General features: G+C 42.7%; 15 protein-coding genes. 6 read left to right on the top strand and 9 right to left on the bottom strand.

Annotation, left to right across the window (positions count from 1 at the left end):
• Positions 1-111: 111 nt before the first annotated feature.
• The 3 genes from epmA to B2866_RS03360 all read right to left on the bottom strand — a co-directional run bounded on the left by epmA (position 112) and on the right by B2866_RS03360 (position 3,640).
• A complete protein-coding gene (gene epmA, locus B2866_RS03370; protein WP_296190719.1) occupies positions 112-1,137 on the bottom strand; it encodes an EF-P lysine aminoacylase EpmA in 1,026 nt (341 codons plus the stop codon).
• Positions 1,138-1,238: 101 nt separating this feature from the next.
• Entirely contained in the window at positions 1,239-2,357 is a 1,119-nt protein-coding gene (locus tag B2866_RS03365; protein WP_296190860.1) for a 4-phosphoerythronate dehydrogenase, read from the bottom strand.
• 128 nt (positions 2,358-2,485) lie between these two features.
• Positions 2,486-3,640: an AI-2E family transporter gene (locus B2866_RS03360; protein ID WP_296190718.1), complete on the bottom strand. Its 1,155-nt coding sequence runs from the start codon at positions 3,638-3,640 to the stop codon at positions 2,486-2,488.
• Between the two features lie 928 nt (positions 3,641-4,568).
• On the opposite strand from B2866_RS03360, the gene B2866_RS03355 reads away from it, so the two are divergent.
• Positions 4,569-6,272 (top strand): NAD+ synthase, encoded by a 1,704-nt coding sequence (locus tag B2866_RS03355; RefSeq protein WP_296190716.1) that lies wholly within the window; start codon positions 4,569-4,571, stop codon positions 6,270-6,272.
• A 297-nt stretch (positions 6,273-6,569) separates the two neighbouring features.
• Positions 6,570-7,847, top strand: coding sequence for a hemolysin family protein (locus B2866_RS03350; RefSeq protein ID WP_296190714.1), 1,278 nt, complete (start codon positions 6,570-6,572; stop codon positions 7,845-7,847).
• A gap of 91 nt (positions 7,848-7,938) precedes the next feature.
• Here B2866_RS03350 and B2866_RS03345 read toward each other — a convergent pair whose 3' ends face one another.
• Positions 7,939-8,703, bottom strand: coding sequence for a YggS family pyridoxal phosphate-dependent enzyme (locus tag B2866_RS03345; RefSeq protein ID WP_296190713.1), 765 nt, complete (start codon positions 8,701-8,703; stop codon positions 7,939-7,941).
• A gap of 369 nt (positions 8,704-9,072) precedes the next feature.
• Here B2866_RS03345 and B2866_RS03340 point away from each other — a divergent pair, with 369 nt between their 5' ends.
• Together B2866_RS03340 and B2866_RS03335 are read left to right on the top strand one after the other, a co-directional pair.
• Positions 9,073-10,128, top strand: coding sequence for a type IV pilus twitching motility protein PilT (locus B2866_RS03340; RefSeq protein WP_296190711.1), 1,056 nt, complete (start codon positions 9,073-9,075; stop codon positions 10,126-10,128).
• Between the two features lie 165 nt (positions 10,129-10,293).
• The gene (locus tag B2866_RS03335; RefSeq protein ID WP_296190709.1) at positions 10,294-11,415 is read left to right on the top strand and encodes a PilT/PilU family type 4a pilus ATPase; all 1,122 of its coding nucleotides are present in this window, start codon (positions 10,294-10,296) and stop codon (positions 11,413-11,415) included.
• A 135-nt stretch (positions 11,416-11,550) separates the two neighbouring features.
• Here B2866_RS03335 and fur read toward each other — a convergent pair whose 3' ends face one another.
• Entirely contained in the window at positions 11,551-11,985 is a 435-nt protein-coding gene (gene fur / locus B2866_RS03330; protein WP_068406404.1) for a ferric iron uptake transcriptional regulator, read from the bottom strand.
• 312 nt (positions 11,986-12,297) lie between these two features.
• On the opposite strand from fur, the gene B2866_RS03325 reads away from it, so the two are divergent.
• Entirely contained in the window at positions 12,298-12,717 is a 420-nt protein-coding gene (locus tag B2866_RS03325; protein ID WP_068406454.1) for an outer membrane protein assembly factor BamE, read from the top strand.
• 22 nt (positions 12,718-12,739) lie between these two features.
• On the opposite strand, the gene B2866_RS03320 is transcribed toward B2866_RS03325, so the two are convergent.
• The 4 genes from B2866_RS03320 to B2866_RS03305 form a co-directional block, all read right to left on the bottom strand.
• Positions 12,740-13,117 carry an RnfH family protein gene (locus B2866_RS03320; RefSeq protein ID WP_296190706.1) on the bottom strand — a complete coding sequence of 126 codons (378 nt, stop codon included), beginning with the start codon at positions 13,115-13,117 and terminating at the stop codon, positions 12,740-12,742.
• Entirely contained in the window at positions 13,117-14,259 is a 1,143-nt protein-coding gene (locus tag B2866_RS03315) for a hypothetical protein (RefSeq protein ID WP_296190704.1), read from the bottom strand. Before B2866_RS03315 ends, B2866_RS03320 begins: the two co-directional genes overlap by 1 nt.
• A 271-nt stretch (positions 14,260-14,530) precedes the next feature.
• Entirely contained in the window at positions 14,531-15,199 is a 669-nt protein-coding gene (locus tag B2866_RS03310) for a c-type cytochrome (protein ID WP_200662535.1), read from the bottom strand.
• 351 nt (positions 15,200-15,550) lie between these two features.
• Entirely contained in the window at positions 15,551-15,886 is a 336-nt protein-coding gene (locus B2866_RS03305; RefSeq protein WP_296190700.1) for a c-type cytochrome, read from the bottom strand.
• A gap of 396 nt (positions 15,887-16,282) precedes the next feature.
• On the opposite strand from B2866_RS03305, the gene yihA reads away from it, so the two are divergent.
• Entirely contained in the window at positions 16,283-17,026 is a 744-nt protein-coding gene (yihA, locus tag B2866_RS03300) for a ribosome biogenesis GTP-binding protein YihA/YsxC (RefSeq protein ID WP_296190698.1), read from the top strand.
• Positions 17,027-17,051 lie beyond the last annotated feature (25 nt).

Below are 17,051 nucleotides of genomic sequence, written 5' to 3'. Positions count from 1 at the left end.
GAAGCATTGTTAAAATCACAGAAATAAAAAAGCGCGTAAGCCATGGTTTACGCGCTTTTCTTATGGATTATTTAAAAATTAACGGTTACGTCAAACGATATCAAAGAGTAACTAAGCTAGGCCACTTGGAAATGGAATGACGTTCTCTAAGCTGCTAGCGCCTGTGATGACCATCAGCAACCTATCAATACCGACGGCGATACCGCTACAAGGTATTAAGTCATCAGATGCTGCTAATAAATGCTCATCGATTGGCATTTGTGGCAGATTATGCTGCTTGCGCAATTGATTATCACGCTCAAATCGCGCTCTTAACGCCTGCCCGTCTGCCAACTCATCGTAAGCATTGGCAATTTCAATACCGTTAATATAAAGCTCAAAGCGCTTGGCGACTGTATTACCGTCTTTATCGATAGCCGTTTTCGCCAATGCTGCCGTTGCTGGCGGATATTCTATAATCAACGTCGGCAAATCGTGCCCCAAATTTGGCTCGACGGCATGACTAAACAATAAATCTAACCAACTTTGACGAATATCTTCTTCGTTATTGTTTGCATTATTTTCTGCACGGTTAAAATCAAATCCTGTCAAACCTTTGTCTTCTGCCACCGCTTGTAGCGCGGTAAGACTCGCCGTCAATGGATGGATACCCACAAAATCCATAAAGGCATCGACGTAACGATAATGACTCAGCACAATCGGATAACCGTAAAGCGCCTCCAACAGCTCACCCAATTCAGCGCCCATATCGTCTAGGCTATAGTTCGGCTGATACCACTCGAGCATAGTAAATTCAATATTGTGGCGCACGCCTATCTCATTATCACGAAATACCGGACAAATCTGATAAATAGGCACCTGCCAGCTGGCAAGTAGGCGCTTCATGGCAAACTCAGGCGACGTATGCAGATAATAGGTATAAGGTTTATCTTGATAAGTAACCTTCGCGGCGACCGACTGCAAAAAGGTATCGGTGTTACCTGCTTGCGACAACAACGGTGTCTGCACTTCAAGCACGTGACGACTGGCAAAAAACTGCCGAATAGCACTGATAAATTGCGCACGTTTTTGTGCCATTGATAGCGTCATCGTTGGCGCATAACTGGGTGTAGAGAAAGGATTACTTGCTTGAGTCATTATTATTTACTGCAATTTAAGAAATGGGTTTTGAAGTGGTGTTTTAGCGTGTAAGACCAACTAACTTTTATAAATGTCTGGCTTTTAAAAACACCTAGCTTTTACGACTGCCATTCACGGCGTAAATGATAATCTCGGCGCAATTGATCAAAATCAGCACCATGTATTTGTCCGTCCGTTACTTTATCTCGCAGTGCCACATCATCTGCCATGATGTCATAAAATTTTACCAGTCTATCTGGATGCGCCTTTAATTCAGACCATAAAAACATATTGAGCGGCAGTAATTTATGCATGGTTTGCACAGGGGTCACTGCTAATTTTTCACAAAGCGCATCATAAACCATTTGCGTACCGCGTAGCTTACCTTCTAACGTGTAGCCGGCAATATGAGGAGTAGCAATCGCAAGTTTGGATAATAAGCTTTCTGCTATTTTAGGCTCATGCTCAAACACATCGAGTACCACTTGGCGTCCGGTACAGGCAATATCTGCTTGCAAATCATCGGCATTAATGACCGGCCCGCGCGCGCTATTAATTAACATAGTATCTACTGGCATCGCAGCTAACGCTTCTTTATCGATTAAATGACGAGTTGGATAGTCGCTACCATTAGGATTAGTGTCATGTTTTTTATCGGTTAACGGCACATGCAAGCTAATCACATGACTTTGGCTCAATACTTGCTCAAAGCTGGCGTTATTGATGTTCGATGCAGGCAATAGCGGATCGTAACCCAATACTTGCCAGCCTAAATCACGAGCGTACTCCGCAAGCGTGCTGCCAATATTACCCAGTCCGATAATGCCCAACGTCACTAATGTCACTGGCGGCGATTGCTGCCAATACTGCGGACGTAAAGTTAAAATAGCGCTCAATACATACTGCGCAACCGAGTGCTTACTACAACCAGCAGCATTAGCAAAGGTTATATTACGCGCTGCCAAATAGGCTTGATCGACATGGTCGGTACCAATCGTCGCCGAACCAACAAACTGAACGCTGTTGTTATCTGCCAATAGCGCCGCGCTCACTGGCGTCACCGAACGTATCAATAGCACATCAGGTTGCAACTCTGCGAGCAACTGGGCATTGATAGCACGGCCAGCAACGCTAATAATATTCACTAATCGTTTATTATCTTGCCCAAGCGTCGACGCGTTAAAAAACTCATCAAGGCTAGCGATATTGCTATCAGCAACGATAGTTAGAGGACGCATAGCTTCATTATGTGCAGCGGTCGCATGTGGCATTTTTAAAGATCCTTATTTATAAAGGTTTATTATCAATGGTTACTGGATTAGCAAGGTGTATTTTTTATAAATTGCTGCTTAAATTAAAGATGCCGCTAATCCGTAGAAACGATATTTTCGTCTTTGTTTTCTACCTTAACTTTTGGTTGCAGCTGAGCGTCAGCGAGCATATCTTCGTGCTGTGCAAATAAATCATTCTTATGCTGCGATATCCATTCACGCCATACCGCAAGGCCAATTGCCAATACCACAGGGCCGATGAATAGCCCAACAAAACCAAACGCCGTCAGACCACCCAACACCCCAATAAAAATAATAATAAAAGGAATTTTGGTCGCACCACTGATGACGATAGGACGAATAAGATTATCAACCCAGCTAATAACCAATATGCCCCAAAGCGCCAAACCAATCCCTTCTACAGTATGACCTTGGCTTAATAACCAAACCGATACCCCGCCCCAAACAAATGGCGTACCAAAGGGGATTAAAGCAATGATAAAAGTGACAATGGTCAGCAAAATAGGACTTGGCGCACCAGCGAAATAGTAACCAATACCCGCAATCAATGCCTGCGCCAATGCGGTCAAACCAATGCCGTATACCACCGCGCGCGTGGTTGTACCGACCGAATCAATATAACCATCGATGCGATTGCCGATGATATTGCGTAATGCCTGGCGGATTTGACGTACCAAACTTGTGCCATCGCGATAAAAGAAAAACAGCGTCATCAGCGCCATACCAAGCTTAGCCAAACCACTAAATACGACGTCAAACGCGACTTTGCCATAATACAAATGCGACTGTACCCACAGACGAAAAGCCTCTAACGTGCCTTCAGGGTTCTTATTAATGCGCCATAACATATCTTTGACTTGCTGACCGATGATTGGCAAATCCTTAATAGAGTCTGGTACATCCAAATAGCCAACCTTGATACGATAAATCAAATTACTAATCAGGCTTAACGCTTCTTGCTGCAAGATAAAGACACCAGCGACAATCGGTAGACCTATCATAAGGGTGATGCTGACCGTCATAATAGCGGCGCTAAAATTCGAGCTAAAACGAACGCGCTGGTGAAAAAAATTATAAATAGGAAAAGTGACGTACGCTAAAATCGCGGCCCACAGCGCCGGTACAATAAAAAACTGTACGACTTGAAAGCACAATACAATCAGCACCACCAGCAAGGTAATGGCCAATAAGCGCTGAATAATAAATTCTTTTGTCCAGTTTTCGATCATAGCGTATAAACCAAGAGCGGGCAGCATACGGCCAATTTGGCTCTGCTGTAACGTTTATAAATAGGTGGATAAAAATCACAGACCATGTCCATCATCTATATCCATTAGCGAGTGTTTTGCGTTGTAAGTTTTGCAAGATATTTGGTGAATAAGTTGGGCAAAATAATGGTGAAAAACAACTCTAATAATAGCGCTACCGTACCATAGAGTGCGGTTATAAACATCTTATTTGGCTATAAAAACAGTATTCAACTATAAAAATAACTGTGATTCATTAAATAACTCTTAACTTGCCATTTCTCTATATTTAGAGGAGTAAACCCAATCATGACAACGGCTTATTATGCCTCAAAGCCTGCCAAATAAATAAGGCTATGTTGTAATCTTTACTTACATTTAGCTGCACGCTGCAAACCCGAATATTGAGAAGTACTGTCAAAAATGTTTAAACAAAATTATTGCCATAAAACAATACTCATTTATCTGCTCGTTAGTGACTTCTGCGGTAATAACTTGCGCGCTAAATCACTGCGCAGTTCTATTTGTGCAGACAATTGATGTTATACTAAAGGGATTAATTTGCACATTTAAATGCTGTTAAGGGAATTTGCTTTTATTGATTTGTAGCAAACTCAGCCCTAGCATTTTTAACCTTATTTCTGACAACCTTTATTGATTACTCTACTCTAAACGGTGTTAAGCACTCGCCTTTAGAGCAGCGCTGCATATTTTAGCATGACTGATATTCATTGCATTAATGACTATCCTGCTGCGCTCAGCATAGACTTTCTATTCAAGAGTCACGATTTGAGTGCATGAATAAAGACTTATATTTTGCATTACTTTTATAACCTATTTTGCTTTGGTTTTATTTGAAACCAAGCTGGATTTACCACATTTACACAACCTATTGATAGGAACAATAACAATGTCAAAAGACACCACCAAAGATACTGATAATCCCAACCTTAATTCGTCAAATGATGCCAATACGGCCTCTAAATCGCAAGACAGCGTCACTTTTGCGTTAGCGCAATCGCATTTTTTAGTCGGTGATATCACCGCTAATGCTGAAAAAATGCGCGCCCTTGCCCTACAAGCCCGTGAGCAAGGCGCTGATGTCATCATTTTCCCAGAGCTTGCCTTGTTAGGCTATCCTCCGCAAGACTTGCTGCTACGTCCGAGCCTATCTGGCCGTGTCAAAAGCGCCCTATCAAGCTTGAGTGATATTGATGATATCGTGATGATTGTGGGCTACCCGCATGTCGACCATCATGGCACTTTTAACTCGGCGGCGATTTTGCATAACGGTCATCAAAAAGGCTTTTATCATAAACAAATTTTGCCAAATTATGGCGTCTTTGATGAGCGCCGTTATTTTGATAAAGGTCGCAATCAAGTTTTATTCGACTATAAAGGCATCACCATTGGTCTACTTATCTGCGAAGACTTGTGGGAAAAAGGTCCGATTGCTGAGCTTAAAAAGCAAGGCGCTGACCTTGTGGCCTGCTTAAACGCCTCACCGTTTGAGATTGAAAAACAAGACAATCGCAAAACCATGCTCGCCAAACGTAGCCGTGAAAATAATTTGCCAATTATTTATCTAAATGCCGTTGGCGGACAAGATGACTTGGTATTTGATGGCGGCTCTATGGCCATTCAAGCCGACGGCAGCGTTGCTCACGAAGCGTCGCGCTTTATGAATCAGCTGCTGCTAGCAACATTTGACGTCAAGACCGCAAAATTTGATACACAAATAAAAGCGCCGCTGTCATTAAGCCGCGAGTCAGAGATGTACCAAGCGTTGGTCGTTGGTCTGCGTGATTACGTCAATCTATCGGGCTTTACTGGTATTATCGTTGGCTTGTCAGGCGGTATCGACTCAGCGTTAACCTTGTGTATCGCTGTCGATGCGCTCGGCGCTGATAAAGTCTATGCGGTGATGATGCCGTACGAATATACCTCTCAAATCAGCTTAGAAGACGCCCAAGCGCAAGCCCGCCGCTTAAACGTTTCTTATACGGTTTGCCCGATTTTTGATGCCGTTGAAGGTATCCGCCATACCTTGGCGCCGTTATTTAACAAATCACCTGCTGATACTACCGAAGAGAACATCCAAGCGCGCGCACGCGGTGTGGTACTGATGGCCTTGTCTAATAAGTTCGGGCATTTGGTTATCACCACGGGTAACAAATCAGAGCTAGCGGTTGGTTATTCAACGTTATACGGCGATATGGCGGGTGGTTTTGACGTGCTAAAAGACGTTTATAAAACCCAGGTTTATAAACTGGCAAGCTATCGCAACCGTTTAGAAGACACGCCAGTTATTCCTGAGCGCGTGATTATACGTCCGCCTTCGGCTGAGCTACGTCCTGATCAAGAAGACCAAGATAGCTTGCCTGACTATGATGTGCTAGATGGTATTTTGATGTCGTATATCGACGAAGATATGGGCTATCAAGATATTGTCGATAAAGGTTTTGATGCCGATTTGGTCGCTAAGGTGATTAAAATGGTTGATAATAGCGAATTTAAACGCGCCCAAGCTCCGATTGGGACTAAAATCAGCCATAAAGCCTTTGGCCGCGAACGTCGTTTTCCTTTAGTCAATAAATGGTCGATAAAAGGTTAAGCGTCGACTATAAAATTCACTATTGCAGCCTTTTAGATGTGTGTGTCTTTTGCCTTAATTGCTGTTTTAATAAAGGCTAAAAGGTTGATTAACTTTACGTTTTTATATAATTCGATATAATATAATCAAAATGTTTTATAATAAGCTGGGTATTTACCCAGCTTTTTTGTTTTTATTGCTAAAAGTTTTTCTTTATATAAACCTTTAGCGTAGTAATTAAACCAAGTTTTCTACTTTCCCTTATTTCTACTATAACTTTCAATTTAACTACCCTACCTATCGTTATCCGAGTCCGTCATGAGTTTGCTAACCGCTAGTATCTTTCTTTTATTATTACTGGCTTTGAGTGCCTTTGTTTCTGGGGCAGAAATTGCTATCGCTGCTGGCCGCAAGATTAAGCTACAAATCATGGCCAAAGAAGGCGAAGTCCGCGCCCTTGATGTGCTGCATATGCAAGAAAATCCCGGTGGATTTATTACGGTGGTGCAAGTTGTGCTTAATGCCGTCGCCATTTCAGCAGGTGCGGTTGGTGAGTCGGCGATTAGCCCGTATTTACAACTGCTAGTCAAGAATGAAGCGGTGTCATCGATTATCTCATTTGTCGTGATTACCAGCTTATTTTCCCTACTTGCCGATTTGATGCCAAGACGTTTGGCGATGTCTAATGCAGAAGTCTTTGCGGTGCGACTGGTACGCCCTATGATTGCGCTGACATTTATTTTCAAACCAGTCATTTGGATCTTCGATGGCGCAGCGAACCTCATTTTTGAGTTTTTTGGTATCTCAACCACGCGCCAAGATGATATGACGCCAGAAGACATTTATGCGGTGATGGATGCGGGCGCGGAAGCTGGGGTAATCAAAAAACAAGAACATCATCTGATTGAAAATATCTTTGAGATGCAAGAGCGTACCGTTACTTCGGTCATGAATCCCCGCGAGCATATCGTTTATTTTGATAGCAAAACCAGCACCGAAGAAGTGGTTGAGGTCATGATTGCCCAGCCACATAATAAGTTTTTGGTCTGCGAGGAAGACGATTTAGAGCAGATTATCGGCTATGTAGAATCGCGCAGCTTTTTAGCCTTAGTGCTGAATCAGCAAGAAGTGAGCCTAACTGACAAAGCGCTGTTAAAACCGGCGTTATTTGTCCCTGATACCTTGTCTTTGTTCGAAGTGTTGGAGATGTTTAAATCGACCGGCGCTGATTTTGCCGTTATCGTCAATGAATATGGCTTGGTGGTTGGCGTCATTACCCTGCGTGATGTGATGAGTATTGTCATGGGAGAGCTGGTGACCGTTGAGGAGCAGCCTATCGTACAGCGCACCGATAACTCTTGGCTTATCGATGGTATGACGCCCATCGAAGATGTGGTTCGAGCGCTCGATATTGTCAATTTACCACGCAGTCAAAATTATGAAACCATCAGCGGCTTTATGATGTACATGCTGCGCAAAATTCCTAAAAAAACCGATACCATCGAATATGCCAACTATCGTTTTGAGATTATCGCGACTGACAATCTGAAAATCACCCAGCTACTGGTTACTAAACTTGAAGAAAAAGTTTTGTAAAAGTGGCATTTCAAAGTACATTTCTCATAAACAACCGTATGAACTTAAAGCGTTTAACCCTCAATTAATGGATTTAATGACATTAGAAAAATCAGCCACGCGCGCCAAATATGGCTGTACCAACGCGTACCATGGTCGAGCCATTGGCAATCGCGGCATTCATATCATCACTCATACCCATGCTCAGCGTATCCCAGTGCTGCAATTCTGGATGTTCACGCTTGATACTATCAAACAATTGCTTGGTGCGAGCAAAGGCATCAGTATTAGCTTTTGCGGGAATAATCATTAGCCCGCGCAATTGCAAGCGCTCGTAATCTTTAATCGTGCTTATCAAGTCTGGCAGCTCAGCTGGCAAACAACCTGACTTACTGTCCTCGTTATCAATATTGACTTGTATCAACACATTAAGCGCTGGCAGCTCAGCTGGACGTTGTTCGTTTAAGCGTTTGGCAATAATCTCACGCTCGAGCGTTTGCACCCAATCAAAATGCTCAGCAATATCACGGGTTTTATTACGCTGAATACTGCCAATATAATGCCAAATAATTTGTTCGCATTGTGGCTGTTGCCGTAAAATTTGTATTTTCTCAATAGCCTCTTGCAAGTAATTTTCACCAAAGTCACGCTGTCCTTGATGCGCTAATGACGCAATCATCTCAGTAGGCTTGGTTTTAGATACCGCTAATAAAGTAACCTCGTCTTTTTGCCTTGTCGCTTGGGCAGAGGCTTGCGCCACCTGTTCGTTTACTTGTTGCCAATTTTCAATCAATTGCGTCGCATCAAAATCTTGTTCATTATTTTTTTCATTAGCTAAACTCGTAGCATTAGTTTGCAGTGTGGAGATATTGTTCATAAAAAGCTCACAGAAGAAATTAGGCAATTAATTTAAGAATTATCAATAGAAGATAATATAAATGTAAGTAATTGATACTCCGAGAGCAAGCTACAATTAACTTCATAGTAACGAAACAATAAATATTCAGACTATTTTTACACTTTATTCATATAGTAGATGGTTAAATAGCAGCAGTCTTGTTATCATATTGTTACATGGTCTAACATATGCTACTGAAAAATATAGTAATAGTAACAGTTAAGACTAACACTCTTTTAAATAAGCTAATTTAGATAGTGACATAGAATCGCAAATTATTATACGTTCTATGCATTTCTTTGCTCATCCTTCTTAGCTCATTTTGTCTATAAATAGGAATATCCGATTATGGCTGAAAAGAATAATTTAAGCATCGAAGACTTGTTGCGCTTTACGGTTAAGCACAAAGCGTCGGATTTACATATTTCAGCCGGTATGCCAGCGATGATTCGTGTCGATGGTGAGATGACCCGTATTAATATGCCCGAAATGACGCATCAAGTGGTGCATCAGCTTATCTATGACATCATGAATGATAAGCAACGCGCCGACTTTGAAGAGTTTTTTGAAACCGATTTCTCTTTTGAAATTCCAAACCTAGCACGCTTTCGTGTCAACGCCTTTAACCAAAACCGCGGCGCTGGCGCTGTTTTTCGAACCATTCCCTCTAAAGTTCTCACCATGGAAGACTTAGGCATGGGTGACGTCTTTAAACGGGTATCCGACTTTAAACGCGGCGTCGTTCTAGTCACAGGTCCAACGGGCTCAGGGAAATCTACCACACTTGCTGCCATGATTGATTATATCAATGAAACCCGTAAAGAGCATATTTTAACCATTGAAGACCCGATTGAGTTTGTCCACGAGTCTAAAAAGAGCTTGATTAACCAGCGTGAAGTCCACCGCGACACTTTAGGTTTCGAGCCCGCACTGCGTTCAGCCCTACGTGAAGATCCAGACGTTATCCTCGTTGGTGAGTTACGTGACCTTGAGACCATTCGCTTGGCATTGACCGCCGCGGAAACAGGGCATTTAGTCTTTGGCACCTTGCACACCAGCTCAGCGGCCAAAACCATTGACCGCGTCATTGATGTCTTCCCTGCTGCTGAAAAAGACATGATTCGAGCGATGCTTTCAGAATCGCTACAAGCGGTTATCTCGCAAACTCTGCTACGTCGCCAAACCGGTGGACGTATTGCTGCCCATGAAATTATGCTGGGCACGCCTGCGATTCGTAACTTGATACGTGAGAACAAAATCGCGCAGATGTATTCTGCTATCCAGACTGGTGCTGGTGATGGCATGATTACCCTTGATCAAACGCTTAAAAACTTGGTTTCAAAAGGCACCATTAGTAAAGATGTCGCCCGCCCTTATGCCAAGCAGCCTGAAGCGTTTATTTAGTATTGTTCTACATCACCTTAAAGCTTTTAGCATAAATTTTTTAGATTTAAAGATACACACTCATAGATTTTTACTTAGCTTTAGTTATTTTTAACGGTTGTTATTGCCCGCTTTAAAGTCTTATCGCAGCAATTTTAACCTATATATTCCAAATGTAGGTACGTTATGGACATTGATAAGCTTTTACAATTAATGATTAATAAAAACGGTTCTGACCTTTTTATTACTGCTGATGTCGCGCCGTCCATGAAAATCAATGGCAAAATTTTGCCCGTTGGTAAAACGCCGTTAACCGCTGACCAAACCATGAGATTGGTTAAAGGGGTGATGACTCCAAGCCAGCAAAAAGAGTTTGAAGAGACCAATGAGTGTCAATTTGCGATTTCAGATCAAGCGCAGCAAGCCCGTTTTCGGGTCAGTGCCTTTATCCAGCGCGACATGGCAGGGATGATTTTACGGAAAATCGAAAATAAAATCCCCACCGTCGAAGAGCTGCGCCTGCCACCCGCGCTAAAAGAGCTGGCCATGAAAAAGCGCGGTATTATCTTACTCGTTGGCGCAACGGGAACGGGCAAATCAACCACCCTTGCCGCGATGATTGGACATCGTAACCAAAATTCACACGGTCATATTATTACCATCGAAGATCCGATTGAGTTTGTGCATAAGCATCGCGGTTGTATCATTACCCAGCGCGAAGTCGGTATCGACACCCATTCTTTTGAAGCGGGTCTTAAAAATACCTTGCGCCAAGCGCCTGATGTGATTTTGATTGGTGAGATTCGTAACCGCGAAGTCATGAGCTATGCGATTCAATACGCTGAAACAGGGCATTTGGTCTTTGCTACTTTGCACGCCAATAACGCTAACCAAGCGATTGACCGTATCATTCACTTTTTTGAAACCAGTCGCCATAATCAGTTGTTTATGGATTTATCCTTAAACTTGCAAGCTATTATCGCTCAGCAATTGATTCCAACGCCTGATGGTAAAGGACGCCGCGCCGCTATTGAGATTCTCTTAAACTCACAGCTGATCAGCGACTATATTCGTAAAGGCGAGGTGCATGAAATCAAAGATGTCATGACGCGCTCACGTGAGAGCGGTATGCAAACCTTTGACCAAGCGCTGTTTGATTTATATGAAAATGGTGAAATTACTTATAAAGAAGCCATTCTGCACGCTGACTCCCCTAACGATTTACGCTTAAAAATTAAACTAAGCAGCAAAAGTGGCAACGTCAACCTAGATGAAGGTGCCGATAGTTTATCGTTAGATATTACTTAAACCAGCTCAATTTGGTTAAATTTCCCCATAAAAAAGCCCTCATCAAATGTGAGGGCTTTTTTTGGCGTTTCAGTTAATACTTGGACAGTAATAGACTATAAATTATCAATATCAGATAATCGTTTTCTCAAACGCTTACTTAGCGTTGTCTCTACAGGCTTGATTATCACAAATACCGTATAGCACCAAGGAATGTCCAGATAGCTTAAAGCCATGCTCTGCCGCTACTTTGGTCTGCTCTTCTTCAATGGTTTTGTTATGGAACTCGACGATTTTGCCGCACACATCACAAACTAGATGGTCATGATGCTCTTCTTGAGTAATCTCAAACACCGATAAATTGTTTTCAAAGTTGTGGCGCTCAACGATACCCGCTTGCTCAAACTGGGTTAATACGCGGTAAACGGTTGCTAGCCCCACATCTTCGCCTTGATCAATCAGCGCCTTATACACTTCTTCAGCACTCATATGATGCAGCTCTGCACTTTCAAGCAGCTCTAAAATTTTGATACGTGGTAACGTTACCTTTAAACCCGCTTTACGTAAATCTTGATTGGTAAAAGAAGCCATAATATCCCTTCTGACTATGAAAGTCTTAGCAAATGAATTCAAAAAACAGGAGTTAAATAAACATCAATAGTTAATAATAAGTGCTGATAAAATATAAAAACAATAAAAAATGAGCGATTATGCAGAGCATTTTTTGCGAAAAATCGCTGCCAAGTGTTTGAATTTAAAATATAAATAATAAAGGCAGCAAGATAGCGCTTGGTAAATAATGTCGTAAGTGGTAGGCAATTGCAAGTAAATGACGTATCATTTGTGCAAGATTGCCTGCAAGACCCACATTATCGGTTTTTAGCGGCGCCTAACCCATTTTTTATGAGTCATTTTACCATGATAAAGACCTTTAATTTTCGTTCGTTAAGCTCTGCAAACGCATTACGTAAGATTGCCATGACGACTATGCTCGGTGCTACTGTGGCTATGTCTGGCTGCTCATTACTGAGTGTCTATAAGATTGACTTGCCCCAAGGCACTGCCATCACCCAAGCGCAAGCGCAAAAAGTGCAAGTAGGTATGAATCAAAATCAGGTGCTTTATATTCTTGGTAGCCCAGCAATCAGAGACACGCTCGCGCCAAAACGCTGGGACTATATTTACGATTATAAAGCAGGCACAGAAGGTCGCCGTAAAGGTATCGCCGATGTCAAAAATGCCAGCCAGCATTTGATTGTTTATTTCGATGATAACGGTATAGTGACTCGCATTGAAGGTATCGATAGCCTACCTGCATCATAAGTCTGACCGAAATTTCTAAAAACTAACCGCGAGATTTTTTTTTGCGTTGAGACATAGGATCAGCGCTCAAGCTGCGATATACCTCTACCCGATCAAAAGGCTGCAACATATAGTTTAGTGGCTGCTTTTGCGCATATACCCCTACATGCCAACGCTTAGCCGTTGGCGTTGTCGTATCAGCGACCTGCTCACACCAGCTTGCTAGCTCCTCAAACTGTGTCAGCCAACCTGCCTGAGCCAATGCCTCATACAAAGTTGCGCCCCGCCTAACTTGGATAGAGTGATAATGCTGTCGTGCTGCCTCTTCTGCATACGCCAGATATACTGTTATCAAATCAGTCTGAGCTGGGTTAACGTTAACCTCATCTTTATCAGCTGCACTATGATTAGCAGCGGTCATTAGCTTAACCACTGCATCACCCAACCGATTAACGCCAACAGTAACGCTAGCGGCACAATAAGGCGTATCGCCACCCGCCACAAGTTATAAAAAGCTTCATTGCCAAAGTTTAAAGACTTACGCAAATGGCTGATTTTCATCTGCCAACCAGCAAAAACCGACAATAACAGCACGGCGATACTACTGATAATCACCAAAATGCCGACGAGCCAATTGGTCGGTATGGCGACGACTAACAATAGCGCTAGCACAAACGTTAATACCACGCTGACTAGCAAACCAAATCTGTGCGCCAATTGCTGCGTACTATAATGGAGCAAATAGCTGACCACAAACAGCACACCGACCCAATACAATAGCTGTCCGATTGGTGGCAGTGCCATGCCGCTGATAAATAAAGCGACCACGCCAACGACTAGCTGTAATATCCAAATCGGTAACACCAGCTTGGTTGCGCGATATGCTTGTGCGACATTATTATGAGAGGTTTTTTGCGCATTGTGATTATCAGCCCCTACCGCCGTGACCGCTTGCTTGCTCACTAAGTTTTGACCAAACCAGTATAAACCTGTACCCGCACCAACGCTCACTAACGCTAAAGCCACTGCTCGTGCCCATTCACTTAAGCTGACATCGGTCATGGCAAAAGCAATATTTGGCAAGCCGTTGGCCACACCCAATAACAGACCAACCAGCATTAAACCCAAGCCAATTGGTAACGGCGCCACGCCGAGTAAGCTTAATAAGACGGCGATGACCATTAATCCTGCCGCAATGGCAAAGCTTGGCACATTAGGTGCGCTATTGAGCTCCGCCAAAGCGGCTAAAATACCTTGGCTTGCCCCTGATATGACAAGCGCAGCAATGAGGATAGAAACCAGTGCCGCAAGCCAGCCAAAACTGCGCCATAGAGTGCTGGCATCCGCTTCGCGCGTAAGCTTTTGCATACCTGCCAACGGTGCTTCAGCGCTACGATAGGCCAAAGCAATTTCCGCATAAACGACGGGCAGAGAGACCAGTACCATCGCCACAAGCCATAGCAACCAAAAATCAATCTCGCCTATGGATGCGGGTGCAAACCAGCGAAATAATAATAACGGTAGCAGCGCGGCGATAAAGTAAGAAGCATAGCGAATCATCATAATCTAAATCCAAGCGATTCAAAGTGAATAATAGTTAAGGCTATAAAGTACTGATAGACATCTATATTTTCTATGATAGCGACATATAAAAGCCGCTTAATTCCTATAAGGGTTAGCAAAGCTTACGCAAATTATATAAGGACTAACAGTTATAAAAAAACCCCGAAATCGGGGTTTAAGAGCTAAATCATAACGGCGGCAGCAAATTGCTTCACTTATTATATAATCTCACTAAGCACGTCAAAGTGCGAGCCGCTATATAGGTAGCAAATTAGTGAATCGCGCTCACATAATCTGACAAGATACGAATATCGCGATCAGATAGTTTGGCAGCAACCATCTGCATCATACCCATCTCGCCTTCTTTTTCTGCATCGTTAACACGTTTTTGCTCATCACTATCGATATCATCAACGCGTCCGGCAGCACGGAAAAGCTTTAGCTGGGTGGCAATATATTCAGCATGCTGTCCACCTAAACGCGGAAATGCAGCCCAAACGTTACCGGCAGCATCTGGACCATGACAGCCTGCACAACCGATAACACCACGTGATTTATCACCACCTAAAAATAGCTTAGTTGCTTCTTGCGTAGTGGCAGGATTACCGAATGCAACACCCCAAGGTTTTTGGCTAGCATAATAGCCTGAAACGTTGGCCAAATCTTGCTGAGACAAATTGGCAACTTGTGATTGCATGATACCGTTTTTACGGTAGCCTGATTTAAAATCGACCAATTGCTTATATAAGTACTTCACGTTTTGACCGCCAAGATTTGGCTGTGCTGGCACAGGACTGACACCATCAACACCATGACAAGCCGCACAAACGGTTTCTGCAATTTGCTTACCTGCATTGACGTCATGTTCAGGAACAATAATAGCAGCTTGTACGCTGAAACTTGCAACACATAAGCTGGCGGCAGCGATTAACTTTTTCATTGATACAAATCCTACTAACTCGACGTAAGCATTATTTAGAGTGATTGCATTATCAAAAGCCGCACCCACTACAAACATAGCCTTTAATCAGCTACGCTATGTATTATGCGGTCTTTATCACAAGCAGCCCGAAAGTACTTACTAATATCAGGGTTTATTTTGGATTATTATAGCAAGACTTTTTACTATTTGCCTACTTAATCGTAGCATTGGTTATTTTTTCTGGCTATTCGACATTTAGTCGTTTAATAAAAAAACAAAAAGCGCAATAGGTTTACTCACCCTGCGCCTCGTATCATTTATCATTACACTTATTTAGCCGTACAACACTACTTACTAATTAGCCAATTACTACTTGCTCATATACTCGATAAGCTTGCGATAATCGTCATCACTACAGTTTTGGCACAAGCCACCCGCTGGCATTTGAATCATGCCATTTTTGACAGACTTAACCAGCGCTGGCATACCTTTTTGTTTGATAAGCTGTTGCCATTTGGCACTATCGCCTTTTTTAATCGCATTAAGGGCGCCACTATCGTGACAGGCCGCACATGAGTTATTATAGGACGTGGCAATGTCAGCAGCGCCCGCACTACTTATCGTCGCCGTGCCAATGATTAGGGCTGCACCGCTGGCGGCTAGAAGACGATAGCTTCTGGCAAAAATGTCGGTGATTGAAAACATAAGACACCTCATATCTTTTTTATGCGCTTAATCCATGATTTTATTAAACGTTTATCGTGCAATTGTCATTCGATTTATCTGACTAAAGATTGTAACAATATATGTCATATTAATATATATAAATATGGTTTAGCTTTGTTAACGATGTTTATTGGAATAAAAATCGGGGCTCAGACGCGCTCTTATTTACGGTTGTGTTGCGATTTATATGAGGGCAATTACCGTAATTTCAATAACTAAGCGCTGTAATAGTATAGAATAGGCATTATCCTAAAACCCTTATATTATTGACGACCGATTTTTACCATTCATCTATTCTAAGCATTGCTTAGCGCTCTGCTTTATTCACAAACTTTTCACTACTGTATCTAATTTTTTAAGATTAATGAGTCATTTATGAGTACCCCGTTTAAAGATGTCGCCGCCGAACATGCGGATTTTAATACCAAAGCCCGTCAGCGCATTCAGCAAACTGAATTTATGACGTCCGCGCCGACTTTTCGTCTTTGTCCGCCCGATGTAGGGCTCGAAGTTGCTTTTGCTGGTCGCTCAAACGCTGGAAAATCGTCCGCTATCAACGCTCTAACCAATCAACGTCAACTGGCGCGCTCGTCTAAAACGCCTGGGCGTACGCAAATGATTAACTTTTTTAGTATCGGTGATACCGATACGCGTTTGGTTGATTTGCCGGGTTACGGTTATGCAGCCGTGCCACTTGAGATGAAAAAAGAATGGCAAGTTGAGCTAGAAGAATATCTGGTATCGCGCTCAAGTTTAGCAGGTTTGGTACTGATGACCGATATCCGTCATCCGCTTAAATTCTTTGATGAGCAAATGCTGCATTGGGCAAAGGATGGCGAGCTGCCGGTGCATATTTTGCTAACCAAAGCCGATAAGCTTAAATATGGCGCATCTAAAACTGCGCTGCTTAATACCCGTAAGAGACTTAAGCAGTTGGACTTAGACTGTACGATACAGCTATTTTCTGCCCTAAGAAAAGAAGGTCTTGATGAACTCGCTGGGGTCATGGGCAACTGGTACCAATATCAGACCAATGAGGACAAAAATTCTGAAGCAGCTGCTCCTGAGAACCAAGAAAATAATACCAAACCCAAAATATATAGTATAATCCACTTATGACTATACCAATCCACAACCTAGAAGA

This window comes from Psychrobacter sp. UBA3483 (assembly GCF_002377905.1).
Classification (GTDB): domain Bacteria; phylum Pseudomonadota; class Gammaproteobacteria; order Pseudomonadales; family Moraxellaceae; genus Psychrobacter.
The sequence above is the reverse complement of the archived record's forward strand: the minus strand, read 5'-3'. Positions and strand labels throughout refer to the sequence as shown.